23 protein-coding genes are annotated in these 16,331 nt (G+C 32.5%); 10 read left to right on the forward strand and 13 right to left on the reverse strand.

Annotated features, from left to right (window positions below; all coding sequences use genetic code 11):
- Positions 1–5: 5 nt before the first annotated feature.
- From FOF46_RS05820 to FOF46_RS05830, 3 genes are read left to right on the forward strand one after another with little or no spacing between them, the layout of a single operon-like run.
- Complete coding sequence (locus FOF46_RS05820; RefSeq protein ID WP_109434390.1) at positions 6–800, forward strand: undecaprenyl-diphosphate phosphatase; 795 nt, start codon at positions 6–8, stop codon at positions 798–800.
- An 11-nt stretch (positions 801–811) separates the two neighbouring features.
- Positions 812–1,519: a tRNA pseudouridine(55) synthase TruB gene (gene truB, locus FOF46_RS05825; RefSeq protein WP_109434391.1), complete on the forward strand. Its 708-nt coding sequence runs from the start codon at positions 812–814 to the stop codon at positions 1,517–1,519.
- 33 nt (positions 1,520–1,552) lie between these two features.
- Positions 1,553–2,254, forward strand: a complete 702-nt coding sequence (locus tag FOF46_RS05830; RefSeq protein ID WP_109434392.1) for a hypothetical protein — start codon at positions 1,553–1,555, stop codon at positions 2,252–2,254.
- A 6-nt stretch (positions 2,255–2,260) separates the two neighbouring features.
- Here FOF46_RS05830 and FOF46_RS05835 read toward each other — a convergent pair whose 3' ends face one another.
- Positions 2,261–2,872, reverse strand: a complete 612-nt coding sequence (locus FOF46_RS05835) for a thioredoxin family protein (protein ID WP_208746755.1) — start codon at positions 2,870–2,872, stop codon at positions 2,261–2,263.
- A gap of 299 nt (positions 2,873–3,171) precedes the next feature.
- Here FOF46_RS05835 and FOF46_RS05840 point away from each other — a divergent pair, with 299 nt between their 5' ends.
- The 4 genes from FOF46_RS05840 (at position 3,172) to FOF46_RS05855 (ending at position 5,772) form a co-directional block, all read left to right on the forward strand.
- Complete coding sequence (locus tag FOF46_RS05840) at positions 3,172–4,479, forward strand: leucine-rich repeat domain-containing protein (protein WP_143915807.1); 1,308 nt, start codon at positions 3,172–3,174, stop codon at positions 4,477–4,479.
- 46 nt (positions 4,480–4,525) lie between these two features.
- Positions 4,526–5,089, forward strand: a complete 564-nt coding sequence (locus tag FOF46_RS05845; RefSeq protein ID WP_143915808.1) for a DNA-3-methyladenine glycosylase I — start codon at positions 4,526–4,528, stop codon at positions 5,087–5,089.
- Positions 5,090–5,163: 74 nt separating this feature from the next.
- Positions 5,164–5,358, forward strand: coding sequence for a CBU_0592 family membrane protein (locus FOF46_RS32495; RefSeq protein WP_420885149.1), 195 nt, complete (start codon positions 5,164–5,166; stop codon positions 5,356–5,358).
- A 9-nt stretch (positions 5,359–5,367) separates the two neighbouring features.
- Positions 5,368–5,772: an ACT domain-containing protein gene (locus tag FOF46_RS05855; protein ID WP_143915809.1), complete on the forward strand. Its 405-nt coding sequence runs from the start codon at positions 5,368–5,370 to the stop codon at positions 5,770–5,772.
- A 12-nt stretch (positions 5,773–5,784) separates the two neighbouring features.
- Here the strand turns inward: FOF46_RS05855 and upp are convergent, their stop codons facing one another.
- From upp to FOF46_RS05875, 4 genes are all read right to left on the reverse strand, one after another.
- A complete protein-coding gene (gene upp / locus FOF46_RS05860) occupies positions 5,785–6,438 on the reverse strand; it encodes a uracil phosphoribosyltransferase (protein ID WP_143915810.1) in 654 nt (217 codons plus the stop codon).
- 17 nt (positions 6,439–6,455) lie between these two features.
- The gene (gene aat, locus FOF46_RS05865) at positions 6,456–7,094 is read right to left on the reverse strand and encodes a leucyl/phenylalanyl-tRNA--protein transferase (protein WP_109434397.1); all 639 of its coding nucleotides are present in this window, start codon (positions 7,092–7,094) and stop codon (positions 6,456–6,458) included.
- A gap of 225 nt (positions 7,095–7,319) precedes the next feature.
- Complete coding sequence (locus tag FOF46_RS05870) at positions 7,320–7,697, reverse strand: DUF3127 domain-containing protein (protein ID WP_109434398.1); 378 nt, start codon at positions 7,695–7,697, stop codon at positions 7,320–7,322.
- A 13-nt stretch (positions 7,698–7,710) separates the two neighbouring features.
- On the reverse strand, positions 7,711–8,583 hold the full coding sequence (locus FOF46_RS05875) for a flavin reductase family protein (protein WP_143915811.1): 873 nt from the start codon (positions 8,581–8,583) through the stop codon (positions 7,711–7,713).
- A gap of 137 nt (positions 8,584–8,720) precedes the next feature.
- On the opposite strand from FOF46_RS05875, the gene FOF46_RS05880 reads away from it, so the two are divergent.
- Entirely contained in the window at positions 8,721–9,908 is a 1,188-nt protein-coding gene (locus tag FOF46_RS05880) for a sensor histidine kinase (RefSeq protein ID WP_109434400.1), read from the forward strand.
- A gap of 60 nt (positions 9,909–9,968) precedes the next feature.
- Positions 9,969–10,334, forward strand: a complete 366-nt coding sequence (locus FOF46_RS05885) for a hypothetical protein (RefSeq protein ID WP_109434401.1) — start codon at positions 9,969–9,971, stop codon at positions 10,332–10,334.
- Position 10,335: 1 nt separating this feature from the next.
- Here FOF46_RS05885 and FOF46_RS05890 read toward each other — a convergent pair whose 3' ends face one another.
- The 3 genes from FOF46_RS05890 to greA form a co-directional block, all read right to left on the reverse strand.
- Entirely contained in the window at positions 10,336–10,746 is a 411-nt protein-coding gene (locus FOF46_RS05890; protein WP_109434402.1) for an acyl-CoA thioesterase, read from the reverse strand.
- Between the two features lie 4 nt (positions 10,747–10,750).
- On the reverse strand, positions 10,751–11,140 hold the full coding sequence (locus FOF46_RS05895) for an HIT family protein (RefSeq protein WP_109434403.1): 390 nt from the start codon (positions 11,138–11,140) through the stop codon (positions 10,751–10,753).
- Between the two features lie 125 nt (positions 11,141–11,265).
- Entirely contained in the window at positions 11,266–11,742 is a 477-nt protein-coding gene (gene greA / locus FOF46_RS05900; RefSeq protein ID WP_143915812.1) for a transcription elongation factor GreA, read from the reverse strand.
- A gap of 186 nt (positions 11,743–11,928) precedes the next feature.
- On the opposite strand from greA, the gene FOF46_RS05905 reads away from it, so the two are divergent.
- Positions 11,929–12,360, forward strand: coding sequence for a Rieske (2Fe-2S) protein (locus tag FOF46_RS05905; protein ID WP_235010896.1), 432 nt, complete (start codon positions 11,929–11,931; stop codon positions 12,358–12,360).
- Between the two features lie 50 nt (positions 12,361–12,410).
- On the opposite strand, the gene thiH is transcribed toward FOF46_RS05905, so the two are convergent.
- The 5 genes from thiH to FOF46_RS05930 are packed head-to-tail and all read right to left on the reverse strand — an operon-like array spanning position 12,411 to position 16,308.
- The gene (thiH, locus tag FOF46_RS05910; RefSeq protein ID WP_143915813.1) at positions 12,411–13,523 is read right to left on the reverse strand and encodes a 2-iminoacetate synthase ThiH; all 1,113 of its coding nucleotides are present in this window, start codon (positions 13,521–13,523) and stop codon (positions 12,411–12,413) included.
- Positions 13,516–14,286, reverse strand: a complete 771-nt coding sequence (locus FOF46_RS05915) for a thiazole synthase (RefSeq protein WP_208746756.1) — start codon at positions 14,284–14,286, stop codon at positions 13,516–13,518. The genes thiH and FOF46_RS05915 overlap by 8 nt, the downstream gene beginning before the upstream one ends.
- The gene (locus FOF46_RS05920) at positions 14,286–14,912 is read right to left on the reverse strand and encodes a thiamine phosphate synthase (RefSeq protein ID WP_143915815.1); all 627 of its coding nucleotides are present in this window, start codon (positions 14,910–14,912) and stop codon (positions 14,286–14,288) included. The genes FOF46_RS05915 and FOF46_RS05920 overlap by 1 nt, the downstream gene beginning before the upstream one ends.
- 11 nt (positions 14,913–14,923) lie before the next feature.
- Positions 14,924–15,700: a hydroxymethylpyrimidine/phosphomethylpyrimidine kinase gene (locus tag FOF46_RS05925; RefSeq protein WP_143915816.1), complete on the reverse strand. Its 777-nt coding sequence runs from the start codon at positions 15,698–15,700 to the stop codon at positions 14,924–14,926.
- A gap of 2 nt (positions 15,701–15,702) precedes the next feature.
- Positions 15,703–16,308 carry a thiamine phosphate synthase gene (locus tag FOF46_RS05930; protein WP_143915817.1) on the reverse strand — a complete coding sequence of 202 codons (606 nt, stop codon included), beginning with the start codon at positions 16,306–16,308 and terminating at the stop codon, positions 15,703–15,705.
- Between the last annotated feature and the right edge of the window lie 23 nt (positions 16,309–16,331).

Consider the following 16,331-nt stretch of genomic DNA (forward strand, 5'->3'; position numbering starts at 1 on the left):
CCTATATGGAAACTATTGATGCAATCATTCTGGGCATAGTACAAGGACTCACAGAATTCTTACCAGTTTCTTCTAGTGGCCACCTCGAATTGGGGAAAGCTATTCTAGGTGATAAAAGTGTACCTGAAGAATCATTACTATTTACTGTTGTATTACATTTTGCCACAGCACTTAGTACGATTGTGGTTTTTAGAAAAGATATATTTAGAATCATAAAGGGATTATTTGCTTTTAAAAAAAATGAAGAAACTCTATTCTCTATAAAGATCATTATCTCTATGATTCCAGCAGTAATTGTTGGTTTATTTTTTGAAGAACAGCTAGAAAAGCTTTTTGGTAGTAATATTATGTTTGTAGGTTTTATGTTGATCATTACAGCAGCATTACTATGGTTTGCTGATAAGGCCAAAAGCACCAGAAAACCAGTAAGTAGTTCAAACGCCCTTGTGATTGGTATCGCACAAGCAATTGCAATGTTACCTGGGATTTCAAGAAGTGGAGCTACAATCTCTACTTCAGTTTTACTGGGGAATGATAAAACTAAAGCCGCACGCTTTTCTTTTTTAATGGTTATTCCTTTGATTCTGGGAAAAATAGCAAAAGACTTACTTAGTGGAGATCTTACATTTTCATCAGAAAACAGTATCCCATTAGCTATGGGCTTTATTGCAGCATTTATTTCTGGGCTCTTTGCCTGTACATGGATGATTTCGTTGGTAAAAAAGAGTAAGTTAACTTATTTTGCCGTATATTGTATTCTTGTTGGCTTATTAGCCATCATCTTTGGTTTTATTAAATAGCCCCATCTATAATGTTAACCGAACAAGACTATAAGGACGGTCAAATTCTTTTGATCGATAAGCCATTGCAATGGACATCTTTCCAAGTTGTGAATAAACTTCGTTGGCTTATTCGAAAGCAATTCAATATTAAAAAATTAAAAGTAGGACATGCAGGAACATTAGATCCTCTTGCATCAGGGTTACTTATTATCTGTACAGGAAAATTTACAAAACGTATTCAGGAATTTCAAGGGCAGGCTAAAGAATACACAGGTACAATAATGCTTGGAGCTACAACTCCATCATATGACCTGGAAACCGAAATTGATCAGACATTCTCTACCGATCACATTTCTAACGAATCAATACAAAAAGTGACTACTCAATTTACCGGAGAAATCGAGCAGTATCCACCCATTTTTTCGGCTTTAAAAAAGGATGGTAAACGATTATATGAATATGCTCGAGAGGGTGAAGCTGTAGAGGTTAGTTCTAGAAAAATAACCATTGATACATTTGAAATTACCAGGATTGAATTACCTGAAGTCGATTTTAGAGTAGTTTGTAGTAAAGGAACATACATCAGATCACTAGCACATGATTTTGGAAAAGCTTTAGATAGCGGGGCTCATTTAACGGTTTTGAGAAGAACTAAAATAGGATCATTTTCTGTCGAAGATGCTACTACAGTTCAATCTTTTGAAAATCAGTTACAAGTAAAAATTGAAACTACATAAAATATTGTAGAATAAAAGCAGTTATAGATACCTATGGAATTTATAGAAAAACATAAAGCTCTGATTATCACATCAATGTTAATGGGAATTGTTGTTCTTAGTCTTTATAATATCAATATGATTAATAAGCAAAAAGAACAGTCTGAAATTTTAATGGAAATTCCCGAGGAATTCCTTGCAGAGGAAGAAGAGCAACAACCAGAAGAGGAGCTCATCGCTCAAGAAGACAGGCAACTTGATAATGCCAGAAGAACACATGATGCATTTAATGAAGATTTTGAGGATCACGATGAAATCGAAGAGAGAATTAAATCCTTAACTGAAGCTGAGCAAGCCTCTGAAAGCGAAGAAACTCAAACAAATGAAGGTGAAGTCCCTATTGAGGAAGAAGAGAAGAAAGATAGTGATGACACCAAAAAAGAGGAAGCAAAATCAGAAGATGAAGAAACTAATAATAGAAACAGTTCCCTTACCTATAGTTTAAAAGGTAGAAAATCTGTTGATTTACCAAATCCTGTATACACTTGTAATGGAAGTGGTAAAGTCGTTGTGAAAATAGAGGTAAATAAAAACGGATATGTAATCGATACCAAGGTCGACAAAAGAAAATCAACCACTCGAAACGAGTGTCTCTTTGACAATGCAATGGATTATGCTCGTCAGGCTTTATTTTCTCGATCAGATATAGAAAAGCAAGAAGGCTCTATTACGTATTATTTTAACTATGGTGGTTAAATACTATTATAAAAGGTCTATCAAATCTTCTACGATATTTGTTCCTTTATCCTTATTATACCAAACTTGTAAATCTTCTTTGAATTGCGGGTCTAAAGCACCATGCTCTGCCTTATAATCATTTACCATTTGCGTAGCAACAGAAGGTCTTGGACCCCAAGTATTCAATACTTCTTTACTTTTATTATCGTACACTAATAATTTTGGTATTGACTTTCCTCCATTTGTTAAAAAATTATTCATTAGCTCATCATGGTCATCTCTTGAAATAATTTTTAAGTCTATTCCATTATTTAGTTCTGCTAATTTATTCACTACCGGAAGAGATTGCGCTGCGTCTCCACACCAACCCTCAGTTAATACAACCCAGGTTAAATCTAAATCAGCATTAGAAAATTTGGCTGCAACTGATTCATCAATTTTTATGGTCTTATCTAATCGTTTCATTCTGCGCTCATTAAGCATACTATAATTTGTCAACGCTTCTGTTTGATCATGACCTGTAGATTTACCTTCTCCTAACAAGTCACTTACCAAATTCTTATATTCTTCATAGGTATATGAATTAGCAATTCCTTGTTCAATTAATTCGGGTATTGTCATAGTAGTAGGTTCCATAATGTTTAATCTCAAAAATAGTTAGATTGTAAATTTATTTATTACGATTATCTTCTAATATGACGAAAATCATTTCAAAAACTTACAAATAAAGTAAATACCCTGAAAACAGTGATCATCTTTTTACTGTTAATAGTGTACTAGCAATATTATTTGTTTTTAATCTTTGTAAACACCTATGTTTTAATTTTTAAATAATAACTTTACAAGAAAGGGGCTTAAAAAATGAATGTACATTTATCCCCATACATTCCTTTTTAGCATTCTTCTACAAGCATCTGACAGAAAACATCAAACGTATGAAGAAATTAATTACCTTAATTATAGTACTTATCGCATATATATCTGGGAGAGCTCAAGAACACAAAATTTATACATCACTACAAGAAGCTCTTCTAAACAAAGATCAAGTTTATAAATTAAATTTAAGCCATACCAACCTCACTGAAATACCAAAATCTATTGTACAATTAAAACAATTACAATATCTTAACCTAGAGGGAAACAAAATAAATCAATTGTCTGATGCAATTGGAAATTTAAAAAATCTAAAAACACTTAATTTAAGAAAAAATAAACTTGTCAACTTACCAGATTCATTCTGTAATCTACAACATCTGGAAGTATTACAATTATCTGAAAATCAAATTAACAAATTACCAGAATCCATTGGAAATTTAAAAAATTTAGGTTGGGTATTCATACAAGAGAATCATATAGAAACATTACCTGAGTCTTTTGGAAATCTTACACAATTAAAAAAGCTAGATGTAACACAAAATGAGCTTACCCACTTACCAGAAACTTTTGGAAATCTCACCAGCTTACAAGAGTTTTATATTGAAGGTAATCAACTTTCTGATTTACCAGAAACCTTTGGCAACCTAAAAAGTCTGGAAGCAATAAATATCTCTAATAATCAACTTTCTGATTTACCAGAAACTTTTGGAAATCTAAAAAACCTGGAGTGGCTAATCTGTAAAGACAATAAACTGGACCATATCCCAGAAACGATTGCAAATTTATTCAAACTAAAGCTTTTGTATTTAAATTCGAATAAAATTGGAGAACTCCCAAAAGCTTTAGAAAACCTTACTAAACTAAAAGATTTGAACATCTCTGGTAATAAATTGTCTACAGCTCAAAAGGAAAGAAGCAAGCAATTATTGCCCAATTGTAATATCAATTTTGAAAACAGTTATTATTCTCTACAAAAAGCATTACAACACAAAAAAAGCGTAGACATTTTATATCTTTCTGAAAACAAACTGACTGAGCTTCCAGAATCTATTGGGGAACTCAAAAACCTGCAACAACTTTATCTAACAGATAACCAACTCGAAAATTTACCAAAGTCTATTGAAAAATTAAAAAAACTAGAAACCCTTTCTTTATCCTCTAATCGAATTATAACCTTACCCAAATTTGTAGGTAAACTTAAAAACTTACAGGAACTAAACCTTAATGATAATCAGCTTACTTCATTACCAGAAGCCATAGAAGGTTTAAAAAACTTAAAAACACTATATCTATCTGGCAACAATTTATCTGAAGCTGAAAAAGAAAGAAGCAAGCAACTACTTCCAAATTGTTCGATTGAATTTTAAAAATAAGCAGTACTTTAGATATTCAATAAAAAAACCTATATAACATATGCAAAAACATAGATGTGGCTGGTGTCTTGGAGATCCTCTATATGAAGCTTATCATGACAATGAGTGGGGAGTACCTCTTCATGATGAACGTCTTTTATTTGAGTTTTTGGTGCTGGAAACTTTTCAAGCCGGGTTAAGTTGGATCACTATTTTAAGAAAGCGAGATAATTTTAGAGTGGCTTTTGATAATTTCGATTATTCTATTATTGCTAATTATGGGGATGCAAAAAAGGAAGAACTTCTACAAAATGCAGGGATTATTCGCAATAAATTAAAAGTAAATTCGGCAATAACCAATGCTCAGAATTTTATGAAAATCCAGCAAGAATTTGGAAGTTTCAGCACATATATTTGGAGTTTTGTAAATGATAACCCCATTAAAAATAATTGGCCACACTATAAAGACTGTCCTGCTACGACAGAGATTTCTGATCGAATCAGTAAAGATTTAAAAAAACGAGGATTTAAATTTGTAGGCTCTACGGTTATGTATGCTTTTATGCAGGCAACAGGGATGGTAAATGATCATGAAATCGGTTGTTTTAGATATAACGAAGTATAATCTCCTAGCTATTGATAATTGAAACAGATGAGTGTAGTTGATTGGATTGGGTCTATTGGTTTTTTTTAATATTGTTGGCATATTTTCTAAATATTAGCAATAAATTATCAACTAATGATTTAATGTATACGCCATTGAATTTGGTTGGTACTGGATATGCTTGTACTGCATCAATATTACTAAAATATATCCCTTTTATTCTATTAGAAGGAGCTTGGGCATTAGTTTCATCAGGAGTATTAATTAAAAAACACTTCAAAAATCAATAACATCAACGTATGGCAGGAGAAACCAATTTATCCACTTTAATCAAAAAAATGTCTCCAGAGCTGCATCCTGGCGACTATGTTTTTTGTACTACAAATAAAGTTAATCAAATTCCTAGAAAGGATATTATTGGAGAGTTTAAAGAACCTGAGGGGATCACTATAATTCTAGAACGTAAAATAGCTGATCATTTTAATTTGTCTTATGAGTACGTTGCTTCATGGATAACTCTAAAAATTCATTCTTCTCTAGATGCCGTAGGACTCACTGCAGTTTTTTCTAGTGAACTTGCAAAACACAATATTAGTTGTAATGTAATTGCAGGGTATTACCATGATCATATCTTTGTTAGCAAGAAAGATGAAAATCAAGCAATTCATGCCTTAAAAACATTATCCGAAACCTATAAAGGATAATCTCAAAAAGAATTATAGCTTTACTCCAAATGCTAAATCTCCTGCATCTCCAAGACCTGGAACAATATAGCTTTTATGATTTAATTTTTCATCCACTGCAGCAATCCATAACTGCGTACTCTCTGGAAATACATCTTTTATATATGCTATTCCTTCTTCTGAACCAATCACAGACACAATATGTATTTGCTTAGGAATTCCATGATTTTTTATAGCAGCAAAAGTGTTCTCAAGTGTCTTACCTGTTGCCAACATTGGGTCTACCAAAATCAAAGTTTTATCTTGTATTGAAGGAGATGCTAAATACTTTACAACGATTTCAAAATGATCATCTCCGTCTTGATGATCCCGATATGCAGAAATAAATGCATTTTCTGCCTTATCAAAATAATTAAGTACTCCTTGATGCAATGGTAATCCTGCTCTAAGTATAGAGCATAATACCAATTCATTATTAGGAATCGAAATATCTTTATTTCCTAAAGGCGTTTCAACTGTAGTATTTTCATAATCTAAAGTCTTACTAAGTTCATAACTTAGAATTTCACCAATACGTTCTATATTCCTCCTAAAACGCATCGTATCTTTCTGTATATTAACGTCTCTGAGTTCCAGAACAAACTGATTTAAAACTGAATTTTTTAACCCTAAATCATGAACAGTCATTATTTTATCTTTTAAAATTATTTTAAATACTCTATAAACTCATCTCTAGAAATTTCTACAGCACCCAAACTAGCCAGATGATCGGTATACACCTGACAGTCTACTAGTCGTACCTCTTTTTGCTTAAGCCACTCTACCAAGGTAATAAATCCATATTTAGAAGCATTACTTACTTTAGAAAACATACTCTCTCCACAAAATACTTTTTTATCTTCTAAAAAAACACCATACAAGCCTCCTACCAAAGTCGAATCTTCCCAAACCTCAACAGAAATAGCATATCCCAACTCATGAAGTTTTTTATATGCATTTTTCATATCGCTTGTAATCCAGGTATCTTCTTGTTCTGGTCTTTTGATCATAGCACAGGATTCTATAACACTTTCAAAATCTTTATTAAATGTTACTTCAAATCTATTTTTCCTGATAAGTTGACGCATACTTTTACTCACCTTAAGTTTTAATGGAAATAACACCATTCTAGGATCAGGACTAAACCAAAGAATTGGTTGATCATCACTATACCAGGGAAAAATACCATGATTGTATGCCTCTAATAGTCTATCTGTAGAAAGATCTCCGCCTAAGGCTAATAACCCATCACTGTCCGCATAAGTTACTGGTGGAAATTCTATTGCATCTGTTAGAACGTACAAAATATATTTATCATATGTTTATACAACGTTAAATATCAATCAGTTGTTTGAATTGATTAAAAAAATCGCAATATTTGTTAGGACCTTTTAAGATAAATTTTGTTCATCATTGCTTTTTTGAGTTTTATTAAAAGGTTAACCTAAAACCACAATAACGAAAAGTCCGATATCATAAATATCGGACTTTTTTCTTTTATTACCTTATTCTTGTATTTAGAGATTCATTTAGAACGGTAAATCATCATGTTCTTCACTAGAAAAATCTGTTGCTGGTTCAAAAGTATCTGCTGGTGGAACTGGAGGAGCAGAAGCGTTTTGAGCTGCAGGTTGCAAGTTTTCGATTCTCCATCCCTGGATAGAATTAAAATATTTAGTCTCTCCTTGAGGATTCACCCATTCACGACCTCTTAAATTAATACTTATTTTTACATCCTGACCTACCTGAAACGTGTTTAATAAGTCACATTTATCCTGAACAAACTCTACCATAATGTGTTGTGGGTATTGCTCTTCAGTTGTAACTACAATTTCTCTCTTTCTAAAACCGTTGCTCCCAAAGGTTTGTGTCTCACCGATCATCTTTACTTTACCTTGTACTTCCATCTTACTGTTATTATTATTTTGCTGCTAAAATGTTCCATGCTGTATCTATATCATCTTGATCCAAATACTGCTTTACAAATTTATGAATTTCTATTAGGTTAGCCTGCTGAATTTTATCCTTAATATCATTATGTTTATTAACAAACTCCAAAGCAGCTATTTTTTCTGGGATTTTTGCAACATTAGCAAGCTTCCCCAGATCATTTCCTGTAAAAATATCACTTCTTATCACTTCTTCTGGTAAAGAATCAACTCCAATTCCTATTGAACTTAATGGTTTTGGCACTTCAAACATTCCCATATTGGCTCTAGAATACCAATTACCTCCCATACGTGCCACAAGATCAATCTTGTGCTGATCAATTTTATTCTCTTTATCAAGCACTTCTTCATTAATATGCATAAGCAAAACTTCACAAATAATTAGGTTTCCTGCGCCTCCTTCTTCTCCCATAGGCACAATCTGATTTACTTTACATTCGAACTGTACCGGAGATTCTCCAACGCGATAGGCCTTAACTTTCTCTGAATCTATCATCGTAAGTCCTGATTTTATAAATTCATTTATATCCTCAGCATATTCTGTACTAGATAATGACATTTGTTGCACAATATCATAGTTTACTATATTAATTACTACTTCACCTGTTAATTTTGCATTCTCTAACGTATGTTTCGTCGTATTATCTCTAACCCTTCTGGCTGGAGAAAAAATAAGGATTGGGGGATTTGCACTAAATACATTAAAGAAACTAAATGGAGATAAATTAGCCCTTCCATTTTCATCAATGGTACTAGCAAAAGCAATAGGTCTTGGACCAATAGCTCCAAGTAGTAAACCATGTAATTTTCCTGTAGAGACCTGTGATGGATCGATTGTAACCATAATTTGTTTTATATTGAACAAAGATAACCAAAGTTTAGTCTTTGATTTGCTATTCAAATTGGTTTTAGTAATCCCTTTTTATAAACAATAAAAACGTTTTAAAACGTTTATATTTAAGATTTAGTTAACAAGTCTATATGAATTTTTCTGATGAGCGTAATTTTTCAAGCTATTTTATCATTATAGCTGTTTTACTTATAACTGGCCTTGTTTTATGGAACACATCATTATTTATGCAGCGTCTTAAAGATGATGAAAGAACTAAGGTTCAGATATGGGCGCAATCGCAAAAGGCTTTAAATAGCGAGCAATCAGACGATTACCTTGAGCTCTCTATTATCATTGGAGCTACCAATAAATCTATCCCTATAATTATTACTGACTCCAAAGGGGATTTTGTTAGAGATTCTTTAGGAAAACCAGATCCCAGTTATTTTCAAAACTTATCTGAGAATGTAACAAACAGTGAGAGTAGGCTTCAATCTTTTTTAAAAAAATTAAAATCAGAAAATGATCCTATTGAGCTAGATCTTAAAGACACCGTTCAATACATTTACTATGGAAATTCGGATATTTTAAATAAGTTAAAATATTATCCGATGACTATCGCAATAATTATATTTTTACTCATTGGAGTAATTTATTTCTTTTTTACCACTTCTAAAGCTAGTGAACAGAACAAATTATGGGCTGGTATGGCAAAGGAAACCGCACACCAAATCGGAACACCACTGTCCTCACTAGTAGGATGGAATGAGATTCTTAAGACCGAAAACGTAAACCCAGAATATATTGTAGAGATCGAAAAGGATATTGAGCGATTAAAAGTTATTACAGAACGTTTTTCTAAAATTGGTTCTGTTCCTAACCTTGAAGATGTTGATATTGTAGAAGAAACTCGAAATGCTTATACTTATCTTCAATCCAGAAGTTCTAAATTGATTAATTTTTCCCTTCACTTACCCGAAAAGCCCATCACTGTATCTTTAAATTCTCAATTATATAGCTGGACTATTGAAAACCTTGTAAAAAACGCTATCGATGCAATGAGAGGAAAAGGAGATCTTAAAATAGATCTTACAGATGATGCAAAACGAGTTTTTATTAGAATAAAAGATACAGGAAAAGGATTATCAAAAAGTAAATTCACTAAAATTTTCGAACCTGGTTATACTTCTAAAAGCAGAGGGTGGGGATTAGGTTTATCCTTATCAAAAAGAATTATAGAAGAATATCACTTAGGAAGAATAAAAGTGCTAAAATCTGATATTGGAAAAGGCACTACTTTTCAGATCACACTTCGTAAATCCGGAGTCTCAGTATAACAATATTTTTTTCGCAACGTTATAGAATATACCAGTTTTAAACACCAAATCTTAACAAAAGTGAAAACAGAGTATATTACATTAAAAGAGGCAACACTTAATAACAATTGTCCAGAATGTTATTCAACAGATGGCATGATACTTTCTTTTAAACAAAAAAGAATAAAATCAAAACTCCTGGTAAAAACAAAAGGCAATATTATTGAAAGTATAGAATGTAATAAATGTGAAAACAAAATTTTTCCAGGGCAATGGACTATTGACATAGAACGTGTCTATGATTATCATAAAAAAACCATTACTCGTAAATCTCCATCTATACGTTTTACAAGTTTGTTTTATATCCTATTACTTTTAGTCTTGATTTTCATTGTTTTTGGATACATCTATATATCTAATCCAGATCTTCTAGGATTAGCAACTTAGACTAATAGGATTCCATTATTTTTCGGAGTTCATCGTTAATATTAAATGTCTTATCTATATTAAAATCAAAGCAGACCGCCACATCATGACCTTCTGCACATAAAACACCGTCATCGTTATATAATCTATGGTATAATCCAAAACTAGAGTTCTTAATAAATTCTACCTTGGTCTTGATGAGCACATTTCCCGGAAAAAATAAAGGGTGTTTAAAATCACACTTTGTAGACACCAACATAGGACCTTTTTTAGTATCAGCATACATTTTCCCTAATCCTGTAACTTCCCAAAACTGAACACGTGCACTTTGCATGTATTTCATAAAATTAACATTATTCACGTGTTGGTAAGTATCCATTTCACTCCAGTCAATTCGAAGCTTCAAGGATAATTTAAAATCAGAATCCTGCATAAAGTTACATATTCGATTGAATCTCTGCTGCTAATGATTGAAAATCAGAATCTGACATTGATATTTTATGTTGAAAAGTCATTTCTTTCATTTCATTTATCGGAATAAGATGTACATGCACATGAGGCACTTCTAACCCTACAACAGCAATTCCCACACGTTTACAGGAAACTGTTTTCTCTATAGCTTTGGCTACTTTGCGAGAAAAACGCATCAATTCCAGATACATATCTTCCTCAAGGTCAAAAATTTTATCTTCTTCTTTTTTAGGAATACAAAGCGTATGTCCTCTTGCATTAGGATTAATATCCAAAAAGGCGTAAAAATTCTCGTCTTGGGTAATTAGGTGCGACGGAATCTCGCCATTTACAATTTTTGTAAACAGGGTAGGCATTCTTAAAATTTTAGTTGGTTTACGGATTGGTAATATAGTTTATTTATCTTTAAATTAAACCCATAAAAAAGCCTTTTTTAAAAAATTAAAGAAGGCTTTTAGTTTGTTTAAAAAAATATTATTATTTATTCTCTCGTAATCTTTACAACGTCAAATTTCATAATTCCATTGGGAACTTGTATTTCGGCTATTTCGCCTACACTTTTTCCCAAAAGACCTTTACCAATAGGAGAATCTACAGATATTTTTCCTGTTTTAAGATCTGCTTCGCTTTGCGCCACTAATTTATAAGTCATTTCGGCACCATTAGTTTGGTTTTTGATTTTTACAGTAGAATGTATAAGTGCTTTGGATGTGTCCAATTGGGATTCATCGATTAAACGGGCATTAGCAAGAGTTTCTTCTAATTTAGAAATTCTTAACTCTAATAATCCTTGTGCTTCTTTAGCCGCATCATATTCGGCATTCTCACTTAAATCTCCTTTATCACGTGCCTCAGCGATTGCCTGAGAAGCTTTTGGACGTTCTATATCTTTGAGTTGATTTAGTTCATCTCTTAATTTTTTTAGCCCCTCTGCAGTATAATAAGATACTTTGCTCATAACTTCATCGTTTATATAAATACAAAAAATCCCATAGGAATGGGATTTGTTATTCAAAGATAACAAAAAATTTACTGAAGACTACAAATTTACGTAATTTGGCAATACATTAATAGTGTTATGAAAAGGAATGATTATTTTAATCGTTTAAGAGTATATGTGACCTCTAAAACAATGAAAAAATACATGAAAAACAGCATATTTTTATTACAAATTTTTTTGATTCTATCTTGCAGCAGTGATGATCGAAGTGATAACAATCAATTTTTACCTCCATCTAGTATCAACTATCAGATTAACCTTAATCTTCCTCAATTCAATCCTCTTAAATTCCCTGGGAATCATCTTATTGACAGAACTGAAAATGGGAGTATAAAAGGGATTATAATTTATAATATTGATGACTCACAGTATAGTGCTTTTGAGCTTAGTGACCCTAATCACTCTCCTAATGACTGTTCTACTCAAACCGTTGAAGGAATTACTTCTACATGTGAATGTGATGATGGAAATAGTTATAATATCGTAACAGGACAGCAAACTTCTGGAGAAGGTCAATTTGGATTAAGACGATACAATATACGAAGAGACGGAAACACCTTATTTATAACCAATTAGATACACCTAAATCGCACTGAAAACATGTTTTTATGATTCTAAGAAAGATGTTATTGCCAATTATGAGCCCAATCTTTCCAGACCACATCTAATCCTTTACTTTTTAACATTTTAACAACATCTTCTGTTGAACGCTCATCAGAAATCTCGAACTGTTCTAAAGATTGTGGTGCTACCGCATACCCTCCTGGATTAGTTTTGGATTCTGCACTTATTGAAGTGATACCCAAATTAACAATATTTTCTCTAAACACTTCGCTTTCACGAGTCGACATAGACAACTCTAAATCTTCATCTAATAATCGAAAAGCACATATAAGTTGAACCAGATCTGCATCTGTCATTTCTACCTTAGGCTCTATTCCGCCACTAAATGGTCTTAACCTTGGGAATGATATTGAATATTTTGTTTTCCAATACACTTTCTGCAAATAGTTAAGATGTAATGCCGTAAAAAAACTGTCTGCTCTCCAGTCTTCTAATCCAAAAAGTGCCCCCAGACCTATTTTGTGAACTCCGGCACGTCCCAATCGATCGGGAGTTTCTAATCGATAATCAAAATTAGATTTTTTTCCCTTTGGATGATGTTTTTTATATTCTCCTCTATGATATGTTTCCTGATATACTAATACTGCATATAGGCCACTATCGATAAGCTGTTCATAATCTGGTTGATCTAATGGCTGTATTTCTATTGTAATATTTGCAAATTTTGATCTTATCAATTGTATTGCATTATCAATGTAATCAACTCCAACCGTCCTATTAGCCTCTCCTGTAACCAAAAGAATATGATCATATCCTTTAGATTTTAAAAAATCCACTTCTTTTAGGATTTCCTCATCTGTCAATGTTCTCCTAGGGATTTTATTGGTCATACTAAATCCGCAATATGTACAGATATTCTGACATTCATTACTTAAATACATTGGCGCATACATTTGAATAGTATTTCCAAATCTTTTTTTAGTAATTACTTTACTCATTTGTGCCATACGTTCTAAATATGGCTTTGCGGCAGGAGAGATTAGCGCTTTAAAATCCTCGAGATCCCTTTTGTCTTTTCCCAGTGCATGAATTACATCATCTTCTGTTTTAGACAAAATCCCAGATAGTAATGTATCCCAATCGTATTGATTGTATATATTTTTAAAACTATTCATTTAAAAAACTAGTTAACGGACTACTTGCTTCTGCCTTGTGACTAACTGGTGCCAATTTTGCATTATATGCCATACGTCCGGATTGTACAGCCATTTTAAATGCTTCTGCCATGGTTATTGGTTGTTGAGATACTGCAATAGCAGTATTAACCAATACAGCATCTGCTCCTATTTCCATAGCCAATGTAGCATGAGATGGACTTCCAATACCCGCATCTACAATTACAGGAACATTGCTTTGGTCAATTATAATCTCTAAAAATTCTAGTGTTTTCAACCCTTTATTACTACCTATAGGGGCTCCCAAGGGCATAACACACTGTGTTCCTACTTCTTCTAATCGTTTACACAATACAGGATCTGCATGAATATATGGCATCACTACAAATCCAAGTTTCACCAATTCTGAAGCTGCTTTTAGGGTTTCTATTGGGTCTGGTAATAGATATCTTGGATCTGGATGAATCTCTAATTTTATCCAATTAGTTTCTAAAGCTTCTCTTGCCAATTGCGCTGCAAAAATAGCTTCCTTAGCATCTCTAACTCCAGATGTATTAGGCAATAGATTAATTCTAGGATGATCCAGATGGTTTAATATATCATCATTTTTATCATTAACATCTACACGTTTTAATGCCACAGTAATCAGTTCACTTTCTGCGGCAAGCAAAGCTTTACGCATTACTCGGGCTGCGCTAAATTTTCCCGTTCCTGTAAATAATCTAGACGAAAATTCTTTATCGGCAATTCTTAATACATCCATTATTTAGCAATTTGTATTTTTATGTTTTGAATCTTTTTTTCCAGATCCTCTTGATTTGTTAACATTCCTGAAACGGCAATCCCAGAAACCCCGGTCTTTATAATATCTGATATATCTTTTTCGACAATTCCTCCTATAGCTACAATCGGTATTTTAGAGTTTTTACTAACTTCTTTTAAAATAGCCTTGTATCCCTCAGATCCCAGTACAGGGCTTAATTTCTTTTTGGTGGTTGTATATCTAAATGGGCCTAAACCAATATAATCAACTCCATACTGTATATGCTGCATACAATCAGCTACTGTATTTGCTGTTCCTCCAATAATAAAATTATCTCCAAGAATTTTTCTAGCTTCTCGAGGGTTCATATCATTTAAACCCAGATGAATTCCATCAGCCATAGCTGCTTTAGCAACACCTACATTATCATTAATAATCAAAATAGAACCATATTGATCACATATATCTCTAGCTTTTAATGCAGTATGTAAATACGTAGCCATATCCTCATCCTTAAGGCGAAATTGCACCCATTTACATCCTGCAACACAAACTTCTTCTATATTCTCAAGGTGCTCTTGAGGTGTTTTTCCTTGGGATATATATTGTAAATTAACCTCTTTCATAATTTCAATTTCTAAACTCTATGATATCCCAACAAAGTGTCATTTGAACTCAATACTTTTTCTGTATATCTTTTTGCTCTAAAACAAGCTTTTAATAATGGAAAACCTAATCCTAAATATGTTGTTACTGCTGAAGAAAGAACACAACCACTTCCATGTTTTTCTGATACATTCTGTTCTTTAGCGTTAAGAGTAAAACGTTTTCCTTTTCTGGTATATAATTCATCTTTACCTACATTTTCTTCTCGATGACCTCCTTTTAAAAATAGATTTGTTTTATTACTAATATGCACTATTGTTTCTTCAATAGTTTTATCTGTATATAACTTTTCTATTTCCTGATAGTTTGGTGTTAGCAGATAGATTTTTTCTAATATCTGTTCAAAATTATTTTGTTTTACATCCAGATCACTAGAATCATTGTTTGATTTATGAAAATCAAAATCTGAACTTGACTTTAATATCGGATCCAATACGATTTTGATCTTTTTATTTTTTTCTATCAGAACATCAATGATCTCATTCAATACCTTCCAGTTTTGAACAATTCCAATCTTTACAAATTCTATAGTAAATCGATCAAAAAGTATTTCAATTTGATGCTTAATCACTTCAACATCTACCCAGTAACATGTTTTCAGTTCAATATCATTCTGAATCGTATTTGCAGTACACACAGCCAAACCATATCCTTTTATCGCTTCAATAGTTTTAACGTCTGCTACAAGTCCAGCTCCTCCAGATGGATCAAAACCTGCAATAGTAAGGATATATGGTCTATTCTTCATATCTAGGTATCCTTTATTACTTTAGAATGTGCTTCTTTTATTCTCAAAAAACTAGCTATTGGATCTTTCGTATTCCAAATACCTCCTAAAACACCAACTCCTTTGAATCCAAGATCAAATGTTGCCTGCAACGTCTCGTCATTAATACCTCCCATGCCCACAACGAATTCATCCAGATCTGTGACATCAAATCCTTTTCCCTTATAACCTTCTTTAGAAATTGAACTAAAAACGGGACTCAATAACACATATTCGAAATCAATACTGCAATTTTTGATATCATCTTTAGCATGAAAAGAACTACTCACTTTAAAGTTATTTGCTTTATAACCATTGACATATTCTTCCAATTTTTCATCTAAATCTAATCTCGGTTGTTCTTGAATATGAATCCCTCTTAGTTTAAACTCCTCACATAGCTCATGAAACTGATGTATCATAATACGATTATAATACTTGGAATCAATTTTACGAAGTAGTGCTCTATACCCTTCTATATCAAAGGTTGGCTTTCTATAATGGAGCACTTCCAGACCATTCTGAAACAACAAATTAATGGATTCGGCTTCATTTTCTAATTCTCGCTCTGAGGTTAGTACTATTATCATAATTTCAAACTTAAAGAAGGAAG

The sequence above is a fragment of the Aquimarina algiphila genome, from assembly GCF_007489275.1.
GTDB lineage: Bacteria > Bacteroidota > Bacteroidia > Flavobacteriales > Flavobacteriaceae > Aquimarina > Aquimarina algiphila.